16 protein-coding genes and 4 tRNA genes are annotated in these 22240 nt (G+C 62.6%); 1 reads left to right on the forward strand and 19 read right to left on the reverse strand.

Annotation, left to right across the window (positions count from 1 at the left end):
- Positions 1-106: 106 nt before the first annotated feature.
- The 17 genes from HMPREF0291_RS01395 to HMPREF0291_RS01475 form a co-directional block, all read right to left on the reverse strand.
- Positions 107-4117 carry a DNA-directed RNA polymerase subunit beta' gene (locus tag HMPREF0291_RS01395; RefSeq protein WP_005286797.1) on the reverse strand — a complete coding sequence of 1337 codons (4011 nt, stop codon included), beginning with the start codon at positions 4115-4117 and terminating at the stop codon, positions 107-109.
- Positions 4118-4215: 98 nt separating this feature from the next.
- The gene (rpoB, locus tag HMPREF0291_RS01400) at positions 4216-7713 is read right to left on the reverse strand and encodes a DNA-directed RNA polymerase subunit beta (protein WP_005286800.1); all 3498 of its coding nucleotides are present in this window, start codon (positions 7711-7713) and stop codon (positions 4216-4218) included.
- A gap of 313 nt (positions 7714-8026) precedes the next feature.
- A complete protein-coding gene (locus HMPREF0291_RS01405) occupies positions 8027-8998 on the reverse strand; it encodes a PorA family protein (protein ID WP_005286803.1) in 972 nt (323 codons plus the stop codon).
- Between the two features lie 122 nt (positions 8999-9120).
- Positions 9121-9513, reverse strand: coding sequence for a 50S ribosomal protein L7/L12 (gene rplL / locus HMPREF0291_RS01410; protein WP_005286806.1), 393 nt, complete (start codon positions 9511-9513; stop codon positions 9121-9123).
- Positions 9514-9583: 70 nt separating this feature from the next.
- On the reverse strand, positions 9584-10108 hold the full coding sequence (gene rplJ, locus HMPREF0291_RS01415; RefSeq protein ID WP_005286808.1) for a 50S ribosomal protein L10: 525 nt from the start codon (positions 10106-10108) through the stop codon (positions 9584-9586).
- A gap of 320 nt (positions 10109-10428) precedes the next feature.
- A complete protein-coding gene (locus tag HMPREF0291_RS01420) occupies positions 10429-11400 on the reverse strand; it encodes a serine hydrolase domain-containing protein (RefSeq protein ID WP_005286815.1) in 972 nt (323 codons plus the stop codon).
- Between the two features lie 71 nt (positions 11401-11471).
- Complete coding sequence (locus HMPREF0291_RS11165) at positions 11472-12476, reverse strand: choice-of-anchor M domain-containing protein (protein ID WP_005286819.1); 1005 nt, start codon at positions 12474-12476, stop codon at positions 11472-11474.
- 221 nt (positions 12477-12697) lie between these two features.
- Positions 12698-13408, reverse strand: a complete 711-nt coding sequence (gene rplA, locus HMPREF0291_RS01430) for a 50S ribosomal protein L1 (protein ID WP_005286821.1) — start codon at positions 13406-13408, stop codon at positions 12698-12700.
- A gap of 101 nt (positions 13409-13509) precedes the next feature.
- A complete protein-coding gene (gene rplK / locus HMPREF0291_RS01435; protein WP_005286826.1) occupies positions 13510-13938 on the reverse strand; it encodes a 50S ribosomal protein L11 in 429 nt (142 codons plus the stop codon).
- Positions 13939-14176: 238 nt separating this feature from the next.
- Positions 14177-15034, reverse strand: coding sequence for a transcription termination/antitermination protein NusG (gene nusG, locus HMPREF0291_RS01440; RefSeq protein WP_083770340.1), 858 nt, complete (start codon positions 15032-15034; stop codon positions 14177-14179).
- A 287-nt stretch (positions 15035-15321) separates the two neighbouring features.
- Positions 15322-15645 (reverse strand): preprotein translocase subunit SecE, encoded by a 324-nt coding sequence (secE, locus tag HMPREF0291_RS01445; protein ID WP_005286828.1) that lies wholly within the window; start codon positions 15643-15645, stop codon positions 15322-15324.
- Positions 15646-15672: 27 nt separating this feature from the next.
- Positions 15673-15748 (reverse strand) — tRNA-Trp (locus HMPREF0291_RS01450).
- Positions 15749-15814: 66 nt separating this feature from the next.
- Positions 15815-15886 (reverse strand) — tRNA-Met (locus HMPREF0291_RS01455).
- A gap of 53 nt (positions 15887-15939) precedes the next feature.
- Positions 15940-16012: transfer RNA gene (locus HMPREF0291_RS01460), tRNA-Thr, on the reverse strand.
- A 109-nt stretch (positions 16013-16121) separates the two neighbouring features.
- A complete protein-coding gene (locus HMPREF0291_RS01465) occupies positions 16122-17699 on the reverse strand; it encodes a lamin tail domain-containing protein (protein WP_005286830.1) in 1578 nt (525 codons plus the stop codon).
- A 153-nt stretch (positions 17700-17852) separates the two neighbouring features.
- Positions 17853-17937: transfer RNA gene (locus tag HMPREF0291_RS01470), tRNA-Tyr, on the reverse strand.
- 66 nt (positions 17938-18003) lie between these two features.
- Complete coding sequence (locus tag HMPREF0291_RS01475; RefSeq protein WP_040423425.1) at positions 18004-18999, reverse strand: polyprenyl synthetase family protein; 996 nt, start codon at positions 18997-18999, stop codon at positions 18004-18006.
- A gap of 85 nt (positions 19000-19084) precedes the next feature.
- Between HMPREF0291_RS01475 and HMPREF0291_RS01480 the strand changes: the two genes are divergently transcribed.
- On the forward strand, positions 19085-20368 hold the full coding sequence (locus HMPREF0291_RS01480) for a geranylgeranyl reductase family protein (RefSeq protein WP_005286836.1): 1284 nt from the start codon (positions 19085-19087) through the stop codon (positions 20366-20368).
- Positions 20369-20384: 16 nt separating this feature from the next.
- Here the strand turns inward: HMPREF0291_RS01480 and HMPREF0291_RS01485 are convergent, their stop codons facing one another.
- On the reverse strand, positions 20385-21071 hold the full coding sequence (locus tag HMPREF0291_RS01485) for a demethylmenaquinone methyltransferase (protein ID WP_005286839.1): 687 nt from the start codon (positions 21069-21071) through the stop codon (positions 20385-20387).
- An 11-nt stretch (positions 21072-21082) separates the two neighbouring features.
- Positions 21083-22240 carry a glycosyltransferase family 4 protein gene (locus tag HMPREF0291_RS01490; protein WP_005286842.1) on the reverse strand — a complete coding sequence of 386 codons (1158 nt, stop codon included), beginning with the start codon at positions 22238-22240 and terminating at the stop codon, positions 21083-21085.

Genomic DNA, 22240 nt, shown 5'->3' on the forward strand with positions numbered 1-22240 from the left:
TGTCAACTTTTCCGCAACCGCCCTCCCAACGAGCCCTGAACACAGCGAAAGGCCCGGCCTCCCACGCGGAGAGACCGGGCCTTCACGCTTAAGCGCGACGGGCTACCTACTGGTAGCTGTCGTAGCCGCCCATGCCGTACTCGTCGAGCGGCACGGACGCGCCGGTGAACTCGCCGTAACCCTCGTCGCCGTAGATGGCATCGCCGAAGGTCGGGATCGAGTAGGCGGCGGAACGCGCGGCCTCGGTCGGCTTCACGGAGATGTTGCGGTAGCGGGAAATACCCGTACCGGCCGGGATCAGCTTACCGATGATCACGTTCTCCTTGAGGCCGATGAGCTTATCGGAGCGCTTGTTGATGGCGGCGTCGGTAAGCACGCGCGTCGTCTCCTGGAAGGAGGCGGCGGACAGCCAGGACTCCGTGGCCAGCGAGGCCTTGGTGATACCCATGATCTCGCTGCGCAGCTCTGCCGGCTCGCCACCCTCGGCGACAGCCTGACCGTTGATCTGGCGTGCCTCGGACAGGTCCACCAGGGTGCCCGGGAGGAACTCGGTGGAGCCTGCGTCGATGACGGTGCCGCGGCGCAGCATCTGGCGGATGATGATCTCGATGTGCTTGTCGTGGATCGACACACCCTGTGTGCGGTACACAGCCTGCACCTCGTCGATGAGGTGCTTTTCGACGCCGCGGCGTCCCAGCACCTCAAGCACGTCGTGCGGATCAGCGGCACCGCGCAGGAGGCGGTCGCCGACCTTGACCGTGTCGCCGTCGCGAAGCGAACGCTCGATCATGGCCTCCGGGTTGGACTCCATCGGGCGGCGCACCTGGGCCAGGCCCTGGCGCTTGGACAGCTTCTCGTAGACCACGTCGTCGGAGCCGTCCTCCGGGTGGATGGTCAGGGTCCAGAAGTTGCCCTCGTCCTCCAGCGAGATCTCGCCGGCGACAGAGGCGATCGGGGCGCGGTTCTTCGGAACGCGGGCCTCGAACAGCTCCTGGACACGCGGCAGACCACCGGTAATGTCGCCACCGACACCACCCTGGTGGAAGGTACGCATGGTCAGCTGGGTACCCGGCTCACCAATGGACTGGGCGGCGACGATGCCGACGGCCTCGCCGATGTCGACGAGCTTGCCCGTCGCCATGGACTTGCCGTAGCACTTCGCGCAGACACCGGTCGGGGTCTGGCAGGTCAGCACGGAGCGGACCTTGACGGACTCGATGCCGGCGTCGACGAGAGCGTCGATACGCTCCTCGGACAGGTCCGAGCCTGCCTCGAGAAGGACGTTGCCGTCAGCGTCGGTCGCGTCGGACGCCAGCACGCGGCCGGAGACAGAGGTCTCGACCAGGTCGTGGCGGTTGAAGCGGCCCGTTCCTGCAGCCTCAGCGACCGGCACCTTGACACCCTGGTGGGTGCCACAGTCCTCTTCGCGGACGATGACGTCCTGAGCGACGTCAACAAGACGACGGGTGAGGTAACCGGAGTCAGCTGTACGCAGAGCGGTATCAGCCAGGCCCTTACGGGAACCGTGGGAGTTGTTGAAGTACTCCATCACGCTCAAGCCCTCGCGGAAGGAGGTCTTGATCGGACGGGTGATGTACTCACCGCGGGAGTTCACGACCATGCCCTTCATGCCGGCCAGCGTCCAGATCTGGCGCATGTTACCGGCAGCACCGGACTTCACGATCATCGGAATCGGGTTGTCGTCCGGGTACAGAGCCTCGACAGCCTTACCGACCTTGTCGGTGGCGTCCTGCCACAGCTCAACCAGGCGGTCGTAGCGGTCCTTCTCGGTCAGCGCACCCTTCTCGAAGTACTTGCGCTCAATGGCCTCCGCCTCACGCTCGTACTCGTCGAGGATCTCGGTCTTGTTCGGCAGAACCAGAACGTCAGACATAGTGATGGTGATGCCCGAGCGGGTCGCCCAGTAGAAACCGGCGTCCTTGAGCTTGTCCATCGTCTGCGCGACGGTGATCATCGGGTACTTCTCCACCATCGCCTGGATGATGTCACCGAGCAGCACCTTGTCCTTGCCGCCCTTACGCACCATCGCGCCTTCCTGGTACGGGAAGTTGAAGGGGAGCATCTCGTTGAACATGATGCGGCCCAAAGTGGTGTCAGCCATCCAGGACTGACCCTTCTCCCAGCCGTCGGGGAACTGCTCCGCCTCAATCTCTGCGGTCGGGCGCAGGTGATCGATGCGGACCTTGATCGGGGCCTGCAGGCCCAGAACGCCGCGGTCGTAGGCCATGATGGCCTCACGGTGAGAGGAGTACACACCGCGTGCCGGGCCGTTCTCGTCGGCCGGAGCGTACGCGCCCTCGCCACCGATCTCACCCTCGCCCTTGACCATGGTGAGGAAGTACAGGCCGGTCACCATATCCAGGCGCGGCATAGCCAGCGGCTTACCGGATGCCGGAGACAGGATGTTGTTGGAGGACAGCATGAGGACGCGTGCCTCTGCCTGTGCCTCCGCGGACAGCGGAAGGTGGACAGCCATCTGGTCGCCGTCGAAGTCGGCGTTGAAGGCCTCACACGCCAGCGGGTGCAGCTGGATAGCCTTGCCCTCCACCAGGACCGGCTCGAAGGCTTGAATACCCAGGCGGTGCAGCGTCGGTGCGCGGTTGAGCAGCACCGGGTGCTCAGCAATAGCCTCTTCCAGAACGTCCCACACCTCAGGACGCTGGCGCTCCACCATGCGCTTCGCGGACTTGATGTTCTGCGCGTAGTCGTTGTCCACCAGGCGCTTCATCACGAACGGCTTGAACAGCTCGAGAGCCATCAGCTTCGGCAGACCGCACTCGTGCATCTTCAGCTGCGGACCCACGATAATCACGGAACGACCGGAGTAGTCCACGCGCTTACCCAGCAGGTTCTGGCGGAAGCGGCCCTGCTTACCCTTGAGCAGGTCGGACAGGGACTTCAGCGGACGGTTGCCCGGGCCAGTGACCGGACGGCCGCGGCGGCCGTTGTCGAACAGTGCGTCGACGGACTCCTGCAGCATGCGCTTCTCGTTGTTCACGATGATCTCGGGGGCACCGAGGTCAATCATGCGCTTGAGACGGTTGTTGCGGTTGATAACGCGGCGGTACAGGTCGTTCAGGTCGGAGGTGGCAAAACGGCCACCGTCAAGCTGAACCATCGGGCGCAGCTCCGGCGGGATCACCGGGATCGCGTCGAGGATCATGCCGGCCGGGTCGTTGCCGGAGCGCTGGAACGCGGCGACAACCTTCAGGCGCTTGAGAGCGCGGACCTTCTTCTGGCCCTTGCCCTCGGCGATGATGTGGCGCAGCTCCTCAGACTCGGCGTCCAGGTCGAAGTTGCGGATCAGGGTCTGAATCGCCTCAGCGCCCATGCCGCCGGTGAAGTAGTCCTCGTAGCGGTCGACGAGCTCTTCGTAGAGGTTCTCGTCGATGATCATCTGCTTCGGAGCGAGCTTGATGAAGGTGTTCCAGATCTCGTCCAGGTGCTCGATCTCGCGCTCGCCAGCCTCGCGCATGTGCTGCATTTCCTTGTCAGCGGCGTTCTGCACCTTCTTGCGGGCAGACGCAGCAGCACCGGAAGCTTCCAGCTCAGCGAGGTCTTCCTCGAGCTTCTGGGCACGGTCGGCGATCTCAGCCTCGGTGTCCTGCTCGATTTCCTTCTTCTCCAGGATCATCTCCGCCTCGAGGGTGGACATGTCGTTGTGACGCGCCTCCTCGTCAACGGACGTGATGATGTTGGCGGCGAAGTAAATGATGCGCTCAAGGTCCTTCGGCGCCAGGTCCAGCAGGTAACCCAGGCGGGACGGCACACCCTTGAAGTACCAGATGTGGGTGACGGGAGCAGCCAGCTCAATGTGGCCCATGCGCTCACGGCGGACCTTGGACTTGGTCACCTCAACACCGCAGCGCTCACAAATGATGCCCTTGTAGCGGACACGCTTGTACTTACCGCAAGAGCATTCCCAGTCGCGGGTCGGGCCGAAGATGCGCTCGCAGAACAGACCGTCCTTCTCCGGCTTGAGGGTGCGGTAGTTAATGGTCTCCGGCTTCTTGACTTCGCCGTGGGACCAACGGCGGATGTCTTCGGCGGTGGCCAGGCCGATGCGGAGCTCGTCGAAGAGGTTTACGTCAAACACGTAAATGTTCCTTTTCTTCTAGGTTTTATGAGTTCAAGTTCGTATCTGTGGGAGCGGGCGGCGCTTTTCGCTTATCGACGCCCGCCCCCGCCTAGCACTTATGCCGTGTCAGCCGCGGAACCCTCGTCACGGGACAAGTTAATGCCCAACGAGGATCCAGCCTGGTCGTACTCGTCATCATCGCCGGACAGCTCCATCGGGGTGCCGTCGGTGGAGAGGACCTCCACGTTCAGGCACAGCGACTGCAGCTCCTTGAGCAACACCTTGAACGACTCCGGGATTCCCGGGTCAGGGATGTTGTCGCCCTTGACGATGGCTTCGTAGACCTTGACACGTCCGACCACGTCGTCCGACTTGATCGTCAGCAGCTCCTGCAGGGTGTAGGCGGCGCCGTATGCCTGCATCGCCCACACCTCCATCTCACCGAAGCGCTGGCCACCGAACTGGGCCTTACCACCCAGCGGCTGCTGGGTAATCATGGAGTACGGGCCGGTGGAGCGGGCGTGAATCTTCTCGTCCACCAGGTGGTGCAGCTTGAGCATGTACATGTAGCCGACGGAGATCGGGTACTTGAACGGTTCGCCGGAGCGTCCGTCGAAAAGCACCGTCTTGCCGTCGCCATCGACCATGACGTCGCCATCGCGGTTCGGCTTGGTGTTGGCCAGAAGACCTGCGATCTCGTCGTTCGTCGCGCCGTCGAAGACCGGGGTGGCGGTCAGGGACTCGGGAGGCACGTCGTAAAGCTGCTCAGGCAGAGTCTCCAGGAGCTTCGCGTTCGCCGGGTCATCCGGGTTGACGGTCCAACCAGCGTGAGCCAGCCAGCCCAGGTGAACCTCGAGCACCTGACCGATGTTCATACGACGCGGCACACCGTGGGTGTTCAGGATGATGTCCACTGGGGTGCCGTCAGCCATGAACGGCATGTCCTCCTCAGGCAGGATCTTGCCCACGACACCCTTGTTGCCGTGGCGGCCGGCCATCTTGTCGCCGTCCTGGATCTTGCGTTTCTGAGCAACGTAGACACGGATCATCTCGTTGACACCCGGCGACAGATCGTCGTCGTCCTCACGGGAGAAGCGACGGACAGCGATGACCTTGCCGGTCTCACCGTGCGGCACCTTCAGGGAGGTGTCGCGGACCTCACGGGCCTTTTCGCCGAAGATGGCGCGCAGTAGGCGCTCCTCCGGAGTCAGCTCGGTTTCACCCTTCGGGGTGACCTTACCCACCAGGATGTCGCCGTCGCGCACGTCCGCACCGATGCGGATGATGCCGCGCTCGTCGAGGTCCTTGAGCACGTCCTCAGAGACGTTCGGGATCTCGCGGGTGATCTCTTCCGCACCCAGCTTGGTGTCGCGGGCATCGATCTCGTGCTCCTCGATGTGCACGGAGGTGAGCACGTCCTGCTCCACCACGCGCTGGTTGAGGATGATCGCGTCCTCGTAGTTGTGGCCTTCCCACGGCATGAAAGCGACGAGCAGATTGGTGCCCAGTGCCATCTCGCCGTCCTTGGTGCCCGGGCCATCAGCGATGACCTGGCCAGCCTCGACGCGGTCGCCTGCAGACACAATCGGGGTCTGGTTGTAGCACGTGCCCTGGTTCGTGCGCTCAAAGGTGCGCAGCAGGTAGGACTCGCGCTGACCCTCGTCGTCCATGATGGTGATCACGTCGCCGGTCACATCTTCAACGACACCTGCGTTGTTCGCGATGACGATGTCGCCAGCGTCATACGCCGCGCGCATCTCCGTACCGGTGGCCACGTATGCAGCCTCAGAGCGCAGCAGCGGCACAGCCTGCTTCTGCATGTTCGCACCCATGAGCGCACGGTTCGCGTCGTCGTGCTCCAGGAACGGAATCATCGCCGTCGCGACTGAAACCATCTGGCGCGGGGAGATGTCCACGTAGTCGACGTCTTTCGGACCGACGACACCGATATCGCCGTCCTTGAGGCGCACCTCAATACGGTCCGCGGTGATGTTGCGGTCAGCGTCGTGGGCCGTAGCGGCCTCAGCGATGGCGAAGCGATCCTCTTCATCGGCGGTGAGGTAGTCGATCTCGTCAGTGATCTGACCGTCGACGACCTTCTGGTACGGCGTCTCGATGAAGCCGAACGGGTTCACGCGAGCGTAGGACGCCAGCGCACCGATCAGACCAATGTTCGGACCTTCCGGGGTTTCGATCGGGCACATGCGGCCGTAGTGCGACGGGTGCACGTCGCGGACCTCAATGCCGGCGCGCTCACGGGACAGACCGCCCGGGCCCAGCGCGGACAGGCGACGCTTGTGGGTCAGACCGGACAGCGAGTTGTTCTGGTCCATGAACTGCGACAGTTGGGAGGTGCCGAAGAACTCGCGGATCGCGGCGGACACCGGGCGCACGTTGATCAGGGACGTCGGAGTGATGGACTCCGCGTCCTGGGTGGTCATGCGCTCACGAACCACACGCTCCATGCGGGACAGGCCGACACGGACCTGGTTCTGCACCAGCTCGCCCACGGTGCGCAGGCGGCGGTTGCCGAAGTGGTCGATGTCGTCGGTGTTGATCGGGATGACCACGCCCTCCGGGGAGGTCATCTCGCGCTCGCCGGCGTGCAGGCGCACCAAGTACTCGAGCGTGGTGGCAATGTCCTCTTCAGTCAGAGTCATCTCACCGTCGTGGTCGCCGCCCAGACCGAGCTTGCGGTTGACCTTGTAGCGGCCGACGCGAGCCAAGTCGTAGCGCTTCGCACGGAAGAACGCGTTCTCCAGCAGGGACTGCGCCAGATCGCGCGTCGGCTGCTCACCCGGGCGCTGCTTGCGGTAAATCTCCAGCAGAGCCTCATCGGTGTTGGCCACGCCGTCGTTCTCCAGCGTGGTCATCATGATCTCGGAAAAGCCGAAACGCTCCTTGATCTGCTCCGTGGTCCAACCCAGGGCCTTGAGCAGCACAGTCACCGGCTGACGACGCTTGCGGTCAATGCGCACACCGACGGTGTCGCGCTTGTCCACGTCGAACTCCAGCCATGCGCCGCGGGAAGGAATGACCTTCACGGAGTGCAGCGGACGCTCGGTGGACTTGTCGATTGTCTCGTCGAAGTACACACCCGGGGAACGCACCAGCTGCGAGACAATGACGCGCTCGGTGCCGTTGACAATGAACGTGCCCTTGTCTGTCATCAGCGGGAAATCGCCGATGAAGACGGTCTGGGACTTGATCTCCTGGGTGTCGTTGTTAATGAACTCCGCCGTCACGTACAGGGGTGCGGAGTAGTTGATGTCCTTATCTTTGCACTCGTCGATCGTGTACTTGATGTCCTCAAAGTACGGATCGGACAAAGACAGGCTCATGTTTCCCGAGTAGTCCTGAATCGGGGAAATTTCCTCGAGGATGTCCTCGAGGCCGGAGGTAATGCGGGCATCCGAGCCACGCTCCTCCGCCTGGCGCTCACGCCACTCAGGCGTGCCGACGAGCCAGGCGAAAGACTCCGATTGAACGTCAAGAAGACCAGGCAGCGCGATTGGCTCCGCGATTTTCGCGAAGGAATAACGCTCCGGGGCTCCGGGGATTGCGGCCACTGACTTGGTCTGGGGCGAGACTGCCAAGATGGGTCCTTCCAGCACCTCACGCGGGGCACGTGCATCGGCGCTTATGCTCGTGGACACCCGCTGGATAAATAGCGTTTCATTTAGTGGAAGCCCCGTCCCCCTAAAATGCACAAAGCCACCTTGTCAAACCCACTTTTCTAAAACATGGATCCAAGGTTTCATTCACGCACCGGCGACGGCTTCCAGCGCAAGGAGACAGCTTATACCCCCGATGACTGTTTGTAAAGCAGTCTTGCATAATGCTCCGTCGAAGCGCGATCGCTTGTCGTGGAACTCTACCACCTCACTGCTTGCGGAGCGCAACCCTGGAGGGGTGATTCGGCGCGTGTCAGGATGTGACCTGCGCAGACCTTCCCCGGCCCGGGCGCAGCGCTCCAATCAAACCGCCGATTGCTAGCAGTGATCCCAGCCCGATCGTGCCCCATGTCACCCAGCGAGAGACAGACTGTGTCACGGTGGTCAGCTGGCCCGCCATCTGCTCCACGTCGGCCGGATCCATTACGGCGTCGTACGCGACGATGTCTTGGGCACGGCGGCCGGCGTGGTCGGCATAGTAGTCGTCCACACGCTCATTGATCCCCACGACAACACCGGTGATCTGATCGACAGTGAACTCACGCGTCGCATCGTGGTGGCGGAACACCTGGCGCTGCCCGCCGTCGGGCGCTGGCAACGTCTTGGTGTTCGCCGCGTCCGCATACAGCTTTGCGACGTTGACCGCCTCGACCCGCTGCTCAAACACATAGACAGAACGGCCGGCGACTTCACGCTCCTCTTTGAATGTGGCCGGTACTGTCGTGCGCAGCGACGGCTCAAAGACGGCATAATCCGTTTGCTCGACGTCGAGGGGGAACTTCAGCCACACGCCGTCGACGGGGACCTCCGCGTCCGGCATGGCCATCACCGTGCTCAGATTCGCCGTGGTCACGAACGCCCCAGACTTGCGGTCCATCTCGTACGACCACGTCGACGCAGTGATTAGATTGTCGAAGTCCGAGTCTTTGTCACCGCGCAGCAGAGAATCGCCGATCCGCAGCCCCGTGCGCTCCTCTGTCGCCGGGTTCTGCACGGTCATGTGCAGCTGGCGGGTAACGGGGACCTCAACGACCTTACCGTCCTCACCGGCATCAGGGTCGAAAACCCGGCCGTGCGGGTCGTGCATTGCCCAGGTGGTGTGCTCGAGGTTCAGCGGGAAACGGGCATCCCCCAGAAGAAACCGTGGAGCCACCAGTCCCGCGACAATGAGCGCGATGCCTACCCCGACAAGGAGGGCGGACAAAATGCGGGACTTGGGAAGCATGCGTGCCACTTTACAATCCCATCACCCCAGCCCCTATCCCCGCCACGGCAGGACGCGGGGGCAGGTAACGTCGAAAAGCAAAAAGCCCCTGCACACAGGCAGGGGCAAGATGCGTGAAACGCTTACTTGAGGGAGACCTTAGCGCCAGCCTCTTCCAGCTTAGCCTTAGCAGCCTCAGCGTCATCCTTGTTAGCGCCCTCGAGGATGGCCTTCGGAGCACCCTCAACCATCTCCTTGGCGTCCTTCAGACCCAGACCGGAGACGATCTCGCGGACAGCCTTAATAACGCCGATCTTCTTGTCGCCAGCGTCCTCGAGAACGACGTCGAACTCGTCCTTCTCCTCCTCAGCCGGAGCGTCGCCAGCAGCGCCCGGAGCGCCAGCTGCTGCAACTGCAACCGGAGCGGCAGCGGTCACGTCGAAGACCTCCTCGAATTCCTTCAGGAACTCGGAGAGCTCGATAAGGGTCATTTCCTTGAACTGCTCGATGAGCTCGTCCTTGGTGAGCTTAGCCATTGTGGCTTCCTTTCTGTTGTGGCCTTACACAAGGCCGTAAGAGTGTGTTTTGGTTCGGGACGCACCGCTGTTAAGCGGCTTCGTCCTGCTTGTCCTGCAGTGCGGCAACAAGTCGTGCCGTCTTGGAGGCCGGAGCCTGGAACAGGCCAGCAGCCTTCGCCAAAGAGCCCTGGAAGGCGCCAGCAAGCTTGGCCAGAGTGGTCTCGCGGTTGTCCATCTCTGCGACAGCAGCCACCTGGGATGCGTCGAGAGCGTTACCGTCCATGTAGCCGCCCTTGACAATGAACAGGTCATTGTCCTTAGCGAACTTCTTCATGGTCTTCGCGGCATCCACAGTCGCGTCACCCTTGATGAAGGCGACAGCGGTGGGGCCGGTCAGGTAATCGTCGAGACCCTCAATACCGTGCTCATTAGCAGCGATCTTGACGAGGGTGTTCTTGGCGACGTGCAGTTCAACATCAAATCCGAGCTCACCGCGCAGCTGCTGCAGCTGGCTCACGGTCAGACCGCGGTACTCGGTGAGGAAAACAGCGGACGAGCCTTCGAACTTCTCCTTCAGTTCAGCCAGCTCAGCTGTGTTCTTCGGGTTTGCCATGACACACGCCTCCTTCCAATTACTTCATGTTGTATCCGCCCGGAGCATTTCGCTTATCGACGCCACGTGGCAGCCACCACGCGACCGGCGCAAAACAAAATGCCCCGTGCAGAAGCACGAGGCAATGCGCTTTTCAAGCGCTATACAAGCCACGTTTCTCCTGCGTGGGTCACTCCATGGGTGGAGTCTTCGATCCTTCTAGGCTTTCGCCTTCGGGATGACCGACGGTCTTCGGTGAAACTTGAGCGCGGGAAGACTTCCCGTTCAAACTTCGTTGGTGAACCTTAGTGCAGGGTGGCGCGGGAAACCAAATCGCGCAATCACTGCTTCTTGTTCTTGGCAGGGTCTTCCAGCCCGAGAAGTTCGAACGCGAACGGTTCAATCTCCGTGGACGAATCGGCAGCCACGAAAGACGCACGCTGTTTACCCGTGTCGAGCAGCAGCATGGACGAGAACCCGAACGTTCCGCCGTTATGCCAGTACAGCTCAGTGCCTTTGATATTCGGCCAGGTGAAGCGGAACTTGTCGCGCTCGAGCACATATGCGGCGTATTTCGCCATATCGCAGGTGGTGGACCGTAACCCACCGGAAGGAGCCGTGCCGTCCATCTCCCACGCCTGGACGCGCCAGCCCAGCATGGACACTCCCCGCGGCTTGCCTGGCCCCACTGTTCCCGGCAGCGCCACGTACGTTTCCGTCATGCCCAGCGGATCGAGCACGCGCTGCTTGATCAGCTCGGGGTAGCGGGTCCCGGCAACCTCGGCCAGCAGGAGACCAAGGAGATCGTGGGCGAGGTTCGAGTACGTCTCGGCGCCGCGGCCCTCCAACCGCGCCGCTAACGCTTGGTCGACAACATCGTCGACTGTGATGCCCACGTCAGGATTCAAGCCCAGCACCGCTCTTACTCTGCTACTGAGTCGCTGCTTGCCCATCCGCGGCAAACCGGAAGTGTGGTTGGCAAGTTCCGCCAACGTCACCGTCGATACTGCCGCGCCGCGTACCCGCTCCCCCAGCACGTCCTCCACGGTCGTGTCAGGCGTGGCCTCACCCAGCTCGATCGCCTGCTCCAAGAGATCAGCGGTGAACGTCTTCGTCACCGACGCGATCTCGAACTCCGTGTGCTCGTCCGCGCCGAGACCGGCGAAGCGGGTCTGCCCGTCCTCGAGGACGAAGGCCGCGATATTGCGCAGCGGGTAGACGTCTTCCCCCGCTTTCGCGGCCGAGGCCGTGAGCAAACCCGCCAAACGCTGATCGCCGGTTTGGTTCTGGGAGAGAGCAACGCGTTTCAGCATGACACCCAGTCGTACCTCAGATGCGCGATTAGTAAAGCTGGCGACCTTTTGCCCCCGCGCCGACGGATCAGTTACTTCTTCGAGGGCCAGAACAACTTCAGCAGGTTGTCCTGCAGGAAGTTGAACGTTGCACCGATGAGGGACAGCACCGTGGCGATACCATTCAGCGGGCGCTGCTCCTGCGCGTTTGCAGTCGCAGCGGGGCTGCCCTTCTCCGCCTTGCCCTTTTCATCAGCCTTCGGCTTGTTGTTGTCGGCCTTGCTGTCCTTAGCGTCTACGCCGTTCTTGGCAGGTGCCTTTTGCTCACCAGCTGGCGACGGCGGCAAAGCTGCCCCCTTCTCAACCGGATCAACCGCAACCGGCGACGGCGCGGGCGCCGTGCTTGCCAAATCCTGCAAGCGGTCGAGCGAGAGCGGCTCATCCATGATCGGGCGCTCGTTGGCCTTCTGCCCCACTTCCCAGGTGTAGGTCGCCTGGTTCGATTCCTTGCCGTTGCTCAGTGCGGTTGCCTTCATGGTGTAGGTGCCCGGTTCAGTGAACAGCCAGTGGGTGTGCAGGTGCGCCGGGGTGTCCTGGTGGATGGCGCTGCCCGGGGTGAGCTGGAACTCACCGTCGTCAGCCGCAGCCTTGAAACCACCCTTGCCGTCTGTGTTGAATGCGTGGATTTCGCCCGGGCCGGAGACCTCGTCGATGCGGATCTTCACGTCCGTGAAACCATCCCAGCGCGCCATCAACGTAGTCCAGCCAGGACGCAGCATGCCCTGGTGGTAGCCCTGCGGCAGGACATATCCGGGCTTGCCCACCTGGGGAAGGTTCTTCGTGTCCTCGGTGAACGCATCCTTGTGCACCACCATGGTGACATCTTCTGCCGGGCGCTCCACGTTGGAGCCAGTGATGTCCTCTTTGAGGTCGAGCTTGAGCTGGCCGTCTTTCGCGGTGACATTGAAGACATTCATGTGGCCGCTTTCCAGAACGAGATCCTGCGCGTTCGCTACAGGGCTACCTGCGATTGCAAGGGATCCAGTCAGGGCGACGGCGAGAGCGGAGCGGCGGACGGAGGCTGGCTGAAGAGACACGAGGAGGCCTTTCTGGAAGTCTGAAGGTCGGCTAAATCATGAATGCGGGTGACTCCAAAAGAATAACATAATGATTACAACTTCATAAAGGTCTCGCCCTTCTCACAGGATAACGCGCACGTGGGGTCACGAGAACCAGCGCGACGGCACCACAGCAAAAGACCCCGGTTCTCAGCGTGAATGCCGAGAACCGGGGTCGTGAGCGTAGAAACTACGCGGGCTTAAGCCTCGGTGTAGTTCTTCTGCACGGACGGGTCAACCGGAACGCCTGGGCCCTGGGTCGCAGACACCGTGACCTTCTTCAGGTAGATGCCCTTGGCGGATGCCGGCTTGAGGCGCAGAACCTCATCCAGGAGTGCGCCGTAGTTCTCGGCGAGCTGCTCCGGGGTGAAGGATGCCTTGCCGATCAGAGCGTGCAGGTTGGATGCCTTGTCCACGCGGAAGGCGATCTTGCCGCCCTTGGACTCGCTGACAGCCTTAGCCACGTCCGGCGTGACGGTGCCGGTCTTCGGGTTCGGCATCAGACCACGCGGGCCGAGGACGCGGGCAACGCGGCCGACCTTCGCCATCTGGTCCGGGGTCGCAATAGCAACGTCGAAGTCGATGTTGCCGGCGTTGATCTGCTCGATCAGCTCGTCGGAACCGACGATGTCGGCGCCAGCTTCCTGAGCCTTGGTTGCGTTCTCGCCCTCAGCGAAAACAGCGACGCGGACGGTCTTACCGGTGCCGTTGGGCAGGTTGACGGTGCCGCGGACGAGCTGGTCAGCCTTGCGCGGGTCGACGGAGAGACGCATTGCCACGTCGATGGTTGCGTCGTACTTATCGGAGGCAGTCTCCTTTGCCAGGGTGACTGCCTGCAGCGGGGAGTAGACCGACTCGCGGTCGATCTTTGCCAGCTGCTCGGCGTACGTCTTGGAGTGCTTCTTGGCCATGTTGAATTCCTTTGCAGTATTGATTGCTGCCGCCACATCAGGCGGCGGGAAGTGTGGTGCGGGCCTGACCAGACCCTCCCACGAGCAGGAGTCCGCGCGGACTACTTCTCCACGTCGATGCCCATGGAGCGAGCGGTACCGGCGATGATGGCGGCACCTGCCTCGATGTCACGGGCGTTGAGGTCGTTCTTCTTGGTCTCGGCGATTTCCTTGCACTGCTCCCAGGTGACCTTGCCCACCTTGTCGGTGTGCGGGACACCGGAGCCTTTCTGCAAGCCAGCAGCCTTGAGCAGGAGCTTCGCAGCCGGCGGGGACTTCAGGATGAAGTCGAAGGAGCGGTCTTCGTAGACCGTGATCTCCACCGGGATGATGTTGCCGCGCATGGACTCGGTTGCAGCGTTGTACGCCTTGGTGAACTCGACGATGTTCACGCCGTGCGCGCCAAGAGCCGGACCGACCGGCGGCGCCGGGTTTGCCATACCAGCCTCGATCTGCAGTTTGATAAGGCCAGTGACCTTCTTCTTAGCCATCGAATTACCTCATTTCCTTGGTACAGGCCCCCGCCACGATGTTTAACGGCGGCCTTCCGGATGCCACGCCAACGCCGTTTGCTTATCGACGCAGCCACCGGGGACGTTCATTACCGCACCCACCCGTAAGCAGGCACGATCGCTCAGTGTACGGGATAGACCCCGACCAGCCCAAATCACGAAAACCGGCCCCGTTAGGTTGGGAGCCGGTGATTCGTCGATAAGCAAAGTGCTCGAGCTACATGATGCGCTCGATCTGATCCGCAGTGAGCTCCACCGGGGTCTCGCGGCCGAAGATGGACACGAGCGCTTGGATCTTTCCGGTCTCCGGGTCGATCTCGTTGATGGTCGCAGAGACGGACGCCAGCGCACCGGAGAGAATGGTGACAGCCTCGCCGACCTGGAAGTCGTGCGCGACATTCGGCTTCTCTTCCTGCTCCGGCATCGCGATGACGGTCTCGCCCTCGGTATTTGCCTCGGAAGCGGTCGCCTCGCCGTCCACAGGCGCGGCCTTCGGCATGAGGAACTTCGCCACGTCGCGGTGCTTGACCGGGGTCGCGTTGCCCTCGTTGCCGACGAAGCTGGTCACGCCCGGAGTTTCGCGGACCACGGACCATGCTGCGTCATTGAGATCCATGCGCACCAGGACGTAGCCGGGAAGAAGCTTGCGCTTGACGATCTTCTTCTTGCCGTTCTTGTCCTTCTCAAAGACCTGCTCGATGGGCACGACCACGTCGTAGATGGATTCCTCCACCTCGAGCGTCTGGATACGCATGTCCAGGTTGGTCTTCACCTTGTTCTCGTAGCCCGAGTAGGACTGGATGATGTACCAGGAACCGGGAAGCTTCTTCAGCTCGCGGGTGTACTCACGCAGACGGCGCTTGTAATCCGCGTCAGCAGCCTCCTCCGGCTCAGCGCCAAGAGCGGCCTCCGGGGACACCGGCGCCTCAGCGTCAGCCTCCGTGGCATCAGCCGATTCGAGGTCGACCTCTTGCACGGGCTGGGTTTCAACCTCCGGCGCCTCGTCCTGCTCCACGTCGAGCGCCGGCTCAGCGTCAGCGTTGCCGTCGCCGACAGCGCCGCCTTCACCGATCATCTCGTCTTCTTGGAGGTCGGTAGTGGCGCCGGAGCCCTGACTGTCAGCCTCAGCGTCGTCTGCACCGGTTTCCGGGTCCGTGGACTCCTGCACCGCGCCGCCTTCGGCAACCATTTCTTCTTCGTTGCGCTCTTCAGTGGTGGCTTCGTTGTTGGTGGTGTCTTCTGCCATGACCGCTCCTTTCGTCGGGGTGTGTGGTGCGTCCCAGCCTACCTGCTGGGCCAAAAACTGATCCCGCCTTACCCTTGACGGGCGGCGGGATATTTGTTGGTCTGAAAAGACTATACCTAAGGCACCAGGATTCGCTCAACTACCCAGGCTGCGCCCTGGTCCACGCCCCACACCAGGGCGGTGAGAACAATGAGGAAGCCGAACACGATGAGCGTGTAGTTGACCATCTGCGAGCCGGTGGGCCACACCACCTTGCGCATCTCGCCGACAACTTCACCGGGGAACGCGAGTGGGCCGTCACCAGTGTTGTCCTGGTCATCGGCAGTGGTCGCGGGAGTGCGCTTTGCCTCGTAAGACTCAGAGGTGACGGAGGTGGAACCGCTCAGTTGGCGTTTACCGGTGGGCTTCGCCGTACTTCTACCTGGCTGGTTGTTAGTCACAGCTCTCCTCAAGGCTTTGGTCGTCTATGGCAGGGGCGACAGGACTCGAACCTGCAACCTACGGTTTTGGAGACCGTTGCGCTACCAATTGCGCCACGCCCCTTTGGTGCACTGCGTAAAACAGTACGCCAACCCTACCACGAGCGTAGAACCGCCCCTAGAAGGTGAGTAGCGATGGAGAGAATTGAACTCTCGACACAGCGATTATGAGTCGCTTGCTCTACCACTGAGCTACACCGCCATGTGCCTACTTCCTTCTGCCCAGTTTCCCGGTCAGATGGCAGCAAACAACAGAGCCCCCTAGCAGAATCGAACTGCTGACCTTCTCCTTACCATGGAGACGCTCTGCCGACTGAGCTAAGGGGGCGCAGCCTCTGAAGCGTTAGCCGCTTGTTTGAAGCCTTTGAAAGATTAACCTGCCATTGCGCACATTCACAAATCAGCAGGTCAATCTCTGTTTCAGCCTGTTTATACCGCTAGAAACGGATGCCGAAGAGCTGCCCCAGGACACCGTTGATCTGGTCTTTGAAAGCAGCGAAGATCGCGCCCAGCGCCGCGAGAACGCCCAGTGCAATTCCTGCTTTCGCGCCCGGGTTCAGGTTGCCGTCCGCATCGCGTGACGACGACTCAGCCGAGCCCTCTGCCGAACCTTCACCTGATCCGCCACCCGTGGTCGGCTCGCATTCCGTCTCCTTCGTGGAGACCGCGCCGCGCAGGGAAATACCGCCCGACACGCCGTCGTCAGCCCAGAGGAAGCGCGTGGTGTCGGTGGATTTCCCATTCTTGCACTGGCTGCGGGAGACGAAGGTGGCGAAGCCCTCGTTAGCGAAGTTCTCCATCTTTTCTGGCCGCGCCTGAACCTTGGACACCGGCGCGAAGTCCGTTCCGTTGTGAGCCACGTTGATGGATGCGCCCTCGCAGACCTCGTCGCACAGCACACGCAGCTGCTTGTCGACGGAGTTGTAATCCAGCGCCATCGCCCCCTGGAACGGAGACTGGTATTCCTGCTTCAGCTCGTGGGTTTCATCGTCCTTGAGGTCGACGAAGTAGACCTTGCCGTTAGCCTCCAAACCAACGGCGTACACGCTCTGATTAGGGATGTAGGAAATCGCCTCCCACCCGGCGTTCGCACCGATCTCCCCCGTGAGCGACTTCAGATCCCACTCGTGGGTGGCCTTCAGCTCTTTCTCGTCGCCACCGGGCAGTTCGTAGCGCAGGATGGACGGGCGGGAAACATCCTTCTGAGTGTTGTCGCGCTCGGTGGCCACGTAGAGTGCGCCGTCCGGGCCGACGGTAATGCCCTCGGTATCCGGGTCACCGGAACCGTCCTTGTAGCGCAGCTTCCAGGAACCGGCATTGGAATACTGCCTGGTGGCCTCGTCGTAGTCGACAGCGAGAAGCGTTCCCTTGTCGTTGTTTACAATCCACGCGCGGCCGTTGTTGTCGAAGTCAATGCCGGACATGTCCTCTTCCGCGAACGCGCCACCCAAGTCGATGTTTTGAATCTCCTGCGGGTCGAACGGCCAGGCTTCCTCCGCGGCCGGCTGCTTCTCCCCTGCCGCCTTGTTGGCCAACCCACGGGTCGCCTCACCAGTCCCGGTGAATTCCCCAGTCTTGTCCGGGATACGGCCCCAGGTGTTCTCGGCGTGGCCGTTCCAGGTGGTCTCAGCGACAAGCTCGCCCGCGGCGTTGTACACGCGAACAGAGTCGTTCCCACCCAGGCCGTAGCCCTTGGAGCCGTCCGGAGTCTGCTTCTCGGTGTAGAGGGCGAAGTAGCCGCCCGACTCGATCTTTGTGCCGTCCGGGATGACGATCGGAGCGTGCTTGTCGTTGTCATCGAGGATCTTCCAACCGGAGATATCGATGTCTTGATCATTGTTGGTGTTAGCCAGCTCTACCCAGTCAGCGACGGGGTCGCCGTTGGATTCGACCTCGTTGATGACGACGGGAGAGTTAGCTGGCTGAGCAAACGCGTGCGGCGCGACGAGCGCGGAGAAACCAAGAGCAGCGGAGACGGCAACAGCAACCGCGCTGCGGAAACGGGAGCGAGACATAAAGGACCCTTCAGGAGAGAGAACAGGACGCTCCCGAACTTAGAAGCACGAGATGAACGCTTAGCTATTTCTAAGTAAAGCGCGCGTGACCGCCCCGTGAACTCCGCCTTGTCGAAAGAAAAACGCACCGCGGGAATCCCTCGGTGCGTTTGTTGGTGCCAGGTAGAAGATTCGAACTTCTGAAGGCAATGCCGGCGGATTTACAGTCCGCTCCCTTTGGCCGCTCGGGCAACCTGGCGTGCTCGGACTACATTACAGGACGCGCCCCGAAAAAGTGCAAATCACCAGCTCGGAGCACTAAACGCTACCCGACGCGTTCGACGGTGTACCGCGAGATCTGGCGGATTGCACGGTTCGCGGGGATGTCGGGCAGCGCGTCGAGATGCTTGTCGACGTCGGCGAGGTATCCCCGGACGTCGTCAAGCGCCCGCTGACGGCCGTCCGTTTGCGCGATGAGGTCGAGGGCGCGGGCGACGTCGGCATCGTCGATAAGCGGGCCGGTGAGCATCGCACGCAGTTCCTCGCCTGCGGGGCTGGAATCGCGCATCGCGTACAGGACAGGCAGCGTGAACACGCCTTCGCGCAGGTCGGTGCCGGGGGTCTTCCCGGACTGTGTGGAGTCGGAAAAAATGTCAATGACGTCGTCGACGATCTGAAAGATCATGCCCACTGCCTCGCCGAGCTCCTTGAGCGTGCGCACGTCCTCATCTTTCGCGCCGGAGTGCGTCGCCCCGAGGAACGCGGCGGACGCGATGAGCACGCCGGTCTTTTCGCGGATGACGTTGAGGTAGTGCTCGACCGGGTCGCCTTCACCGGGGCCCACCGTCTCGCGCATCTGGCCAGTGACTAGGTCGCTGAACGTGTCGGCGAAGTGCGCGACGGTGGCGGTGTCAATTTCACTCATGATGCGTGACGCCTCCGCCAGCAAGAAGTCCCCGGAAAGAATCGCGACGGTGTTCGTCCAGCGTGCGTTGGCGGAATCGACCCCGCGGCGCTTTGCGGCTTCGTCCATCACGTCGTCGTGGTACAGCGTGGCCAAGTGCACCATTTCAACAATCGTCGCACCCTTGACCACGTTCTCCGCCTGCGGCTGATCCCCGAACTCACTGGCGAGCATGGCCATCATCGGGCGGAAACGCTTCCCTCCCGCCTTGGCCAGGTGCGTGACTTTCTCGTTGAGGAAGTCGTGCCCGCTGGACAAACGCTCAAACATGAGCTTTTCCACGCCGTCCAACCCTGCCGCAACGCGCTCAGCCAGCTCCTGATCCCCGAGGTCTAGCTGGGGTGTGCCGTTGGTCATTGATTGTCCTTGCGGGTCGTGCGGGCGGGCTTGTTGGTCCCCTTTACCGTAGTCGACAGTGTGTGAGTCTGGCACAATAAGTGCGGTGAAATCCTTCGAGTGCGTTGTCGTCGGGGCCGGTCCCGCCGGTTCCGCCGCAGCGATCGCCGCGGTGCGCGCGGGCATGAGCACGTTGCTTATCGACGCTTCTTCCCGCCGCCGCGACAAAACCTGCGGCGACGGACTCACCCCACGGGCAGTCCACTCCTTGCGCACGCTGGGGCTCGAATCTGCACTGCCTGCCTACCGCAACAAGGGTCTGAAGTTGCACGGTTTCGGCGGCTCCGTCACCGCACCGTGGCCCAACGGCTCCTACGGCACCGAGGGGTCGGCATCTCCCCGCACGCTTTTCGACGCTTCCTTGGCCGACCTGGCCACCACCACCGGCGCCACCGTCCTCTACGACTGCCCCGTCACCGCCCTCGAGCACGGGGCGGAAGGCGAGATCACGGCAGTGGTCACCCCGAAGGGAACGTTCGGTGCGCGCTGGGTGGTGGTTGCAGATGGGGTGCGTTCGCCCGTCGGAAAGCTGCTGGGCAGGCAGTGGCACCGCGGCGAGGTGTACGGCATCGCCGCGCGCTCCTACTGCACCACCCCGTTTGCCGACGAGCCGTGGATGCATTCCCACGTCGAACTCCGCGACTCTAGCGGCGAGATTCAACCCGGCTACGGCTGGATCTTCCCACTGGGACGCTCCGCCCCAAGCGGAAAGGGAGAGGCGAGAGGAACCGTGAACCTGGGCTGCGGGGCCCTGTCCACCGACACTCGGCCTGCCAAGGTGAACACCAAAAAGCTGCTCGTCGAATACGCCGACCAGGTCCGCGACGAGTGGCAGCTGGGTGAACCAAGCGACATCGCCTCGGCGCTCCTACCCATGGGCGGGGCTGTATCGAACGTCGCCGGGCCGAACTGGATGCTCATCGGCGACGCCGCAGCCTGCGTCAACCCCCTGAACGGTGAAGGAATCGACTACGGGTTGGAGACCGCCATCATGGCGGTCGACCTGCTCACCGAAGCAAGCGCGGGCTCACGCGACCGTGACCTGACATTGGTCTGGCCGCACGAACTGCGCCGCCGCTACGGCGAGGCCTTCGTGCTTGCTCGCACCGCTGCCCGTCTGCTCACCTACCCGCAGTTCCTGCCCCTGGCTGGGCCCATTGCGTTGCGAGGCCTCGGCGGCCGCTACCTCATGCCCGCCGCCGCCCGCCTGATGGGCAACCTCATCAGTGAAGAAGACAAGGACCTCGTCGCGCGGGCGTGGCGCGCGGCCGGGTCCGTCGTTTCAGCTTCAGCGATCCGCCGCGGCGCGCCGCTGTGGGATGCCCGCTAGGCTTTCTCAGCGTTTCTCAGCGCTTCTCAGCGCGGTGCAGCGCGACGATGCCGAAGGCGAGGTTCTTCCAGGTGGCACGCTCCCAGCCGGAAGCGTTGATGGCGCTGGCCAGCTGCTCCTGGGCAGGCCATGCCTTGATGGACTCTGCAAGGTACTCGTAGGCGGGGGCGTTGGAGGAGAACACCTTGCCCAGCAGCGGGATCATCCGCGGCAGGACAGTGCTGTAAATGGTGGAGAACACCGGGATGACGGGGGTAGAGAACTCGTTGACCACCAATCGGCCACCCGGCTTGGTCACACGCGCCATTTCGCGCAACCCGGCTTCGAAATCGTGCACGTTGCGTAGACCGTAGGAGATGGTCACAGCGTCGAAGGTCTCATCGGCGAACGGCAGGTGCATGGCGTCGCCAACGACCTTCGGCACGTTGCGGTGCGCGCCGGCGGCGAGCATGCCCTGGGAGAAGTCGCAGGCCACGCACCACGCACCGGACTTCGCCAGCTCTTCGGTGGACACTGCCGTGCCGGCGGCCAAGTCGAGCACCCGCTCGCCGGGCTTCAGGTCCAGCAGTTCGCGGGTGCGGCGGCGCCAGCGGCGGTCCAGGCCAGCTGTCATCACGGTGTTGGTGATGTCGTAGTTCTTGCCGACGTCATCGAACATCCCCGCCACGTCGTGCGGGTTCTTCTCCAGGTTCGCCTTGGCCATAGGAAGACAGTCTACTTCGCCTTACTACGCCGGCCTTTGCGCCCCTTGTACGGGCTGGCGTCGATTGCTTGCTCGTAGTAGCCCAGGAGCTGGTCGCACAGCGCCGACCACGTCTTGTTCGCAACCGACTCGCGGGCGTTGCCGCTCATCTGCTCCAGGTTGTCGTCGGCGAGGATGGTCGCAGCGGCGGCGGGTAGGTCGCGTTCGAAGGTGGGGACGTCGAGAAGCTGGCCGTTGTAGCCGTCGACGATCGTGTCGATGGGCCCGCCCGCGCGCGGCCCGATCGTCGGCGTGCCGGAAGCCTGCGCCTCCTGCAGCGTTTGCCCGAAGGTCTCAAACTCGCCGGTGTGCACGAACAAATCCAACGACGCGTAGGCCGCCGCGAGCGCCTCCCCGCGCAGCTCACCGGTGAAAATCGCATTCGGCATGAGCTTGCCCAAGTCGCGTCGCTCCGGCCCGTCACCCACGATGACCAGCTGAATGCCTGGATCCCCGTGCAGGGCCGCAAGGCGCTCGACGCCCTTCTCCGACGCGAGGCGCCCCACGAAGCCGACGAATTTCTTCGTTCCCGTCGGGTCCCACTTCGCGCGCAGCTGCTCGCTGCGTTTCGACGGGTGGAACAGCTCCGAATCGACCCCGCGCCCCCACTTGTGCACGTTTTCAATGCCGTGCTTCTCAAGCTCCGCGATGGTCACTGACGACGGGGCGAGCGTCATCTGGGTCATGTTGTGCAGCCTGCGCGTCCACAGCCACGCCGCCTTCTCCAGGAAGCCGAGGTGGTACCGGGCGCTGAATCCCGCGACATCGGTTTGGAAGAGGGCGACGGCGGGGAGCTTCAAACGTCGACAAGCAATCGCTCCGACACCACCAAGCACGAACGGGCTGGCCAGATGCACCACGTCGGGCTGGAACTCTCGCAGCGTGTTCCACAGCGTCGTGTTCGGAATGCCCACCGGCAGTGAATCAACCAGCGGCACCATGATCGTGGGCACACGCACGACCGGGAAGCCGGCGTAGGACGGGACCTCCTCCTGGTTCGACCGCGCACCAGGAGCAATGACAATCGCCTCGTGGCCGTTCGCCTCCAAATGCTCCAGCACACGCAGGACGGAGTTGGTTACTCCGTTGACGTTGGGCAGGAAAGCTTCGGCAACAATGGCGACACGCAT

The sequence above is a fragment of the Corynebacterium genitalium ATCC 33030 genome (assembly GCF_000143825.1).
In the GTDB taxonomy this organism is placed as follows: Bacteria; Actinomycetota; Actinomycetes; order Mycobacteriales; family Mycobacteriaceae; genus Corynebacterium; species Corynebacterium genitalium.

Excerpts from the sequence above, each read along its gene's own strand:
- HMPREF0291_RS01420 (WP_005286815.1), bottom strand. The coding sequence starts at position 11,400 with ATGCTGAAACGCGTTGCTCTCTCCCAGAACCAAACCGGCGATCAGCGT.
- HMPREF0291_RS01490 (WP_005286842.1), bottom strand. The coding sequence starts at position 22,240 with ATGCGTGTCGCCATTGTTGCCGAAGCTTTCCTGCCCAACGTCAACGGA.
- rplL (WP_005286806.1), bottom strand. The coding sequence starts at position 9,513 with ATGGCTAAGCTCACCAAGGACGAGCTCATCGAGCAGTTCAAGGAAATG.
- rplJ (WP_005286808.1), bottom strand. The coding sequence starts at position 10,108 with ATGGCAAACCCGAAGAACACAGCTGAGCTGGCTGAACTGAAGGAGAAG.
- HMPREF0291_RS01405 (WP_005286803.1), bottom strand. The coding sequence starts at position 8,998 with ATGCTTCCCAAGTCCCGCATTTTGTCCGCCCTCCTTGTCGGGGTAGGC.
- HMPREF0291_RS01485 (WP_005286839.1), bottom strand. The coding sequence starts at position 21,071 with ATGGCCAAGGCGAACCTGGAGAAGAACCCGCACGACGTGGCGGGGATG.
- HMPREF0291_RS01465 (WP_005286830.1), bottom strand. The coding sequence starts at position 17,699 with ATGTCTCGCTCCCGTTTCCGCAGCGCGGTTGCTGTTGCCGTCTCCGCT.
- rplK (WP_005286826.1), bottom strand. The coding sequence starts at position 13,938 with ATGGCTAAGAAGAAGGTCACTGGCCTTATCAAACTGCAGATCGAGGCT.
- rplA (WP_005286821.1), bottom strand. The coding sequence starts at position 13,408 with ATGGCCAAGAAGCACTCCAAGACGTACGCCGAGCAGCTGGCAAAGATC.
- HMPREF0291_RS01475 (WP_040423425.1), bottom strand. The coding sequence starts at position 18,999 with ATGACCAACGGCACACCCCAGCTAGACCTCGGGGATCAGGAGCTGGCT.
- nusG (WP_083770340.1), bottom strand. The coding sequence starts at position 15,034 with ATGATCGGTGAAGGCGGCGCTGTCGGCGACGGCAACGCTGACGCTGAG.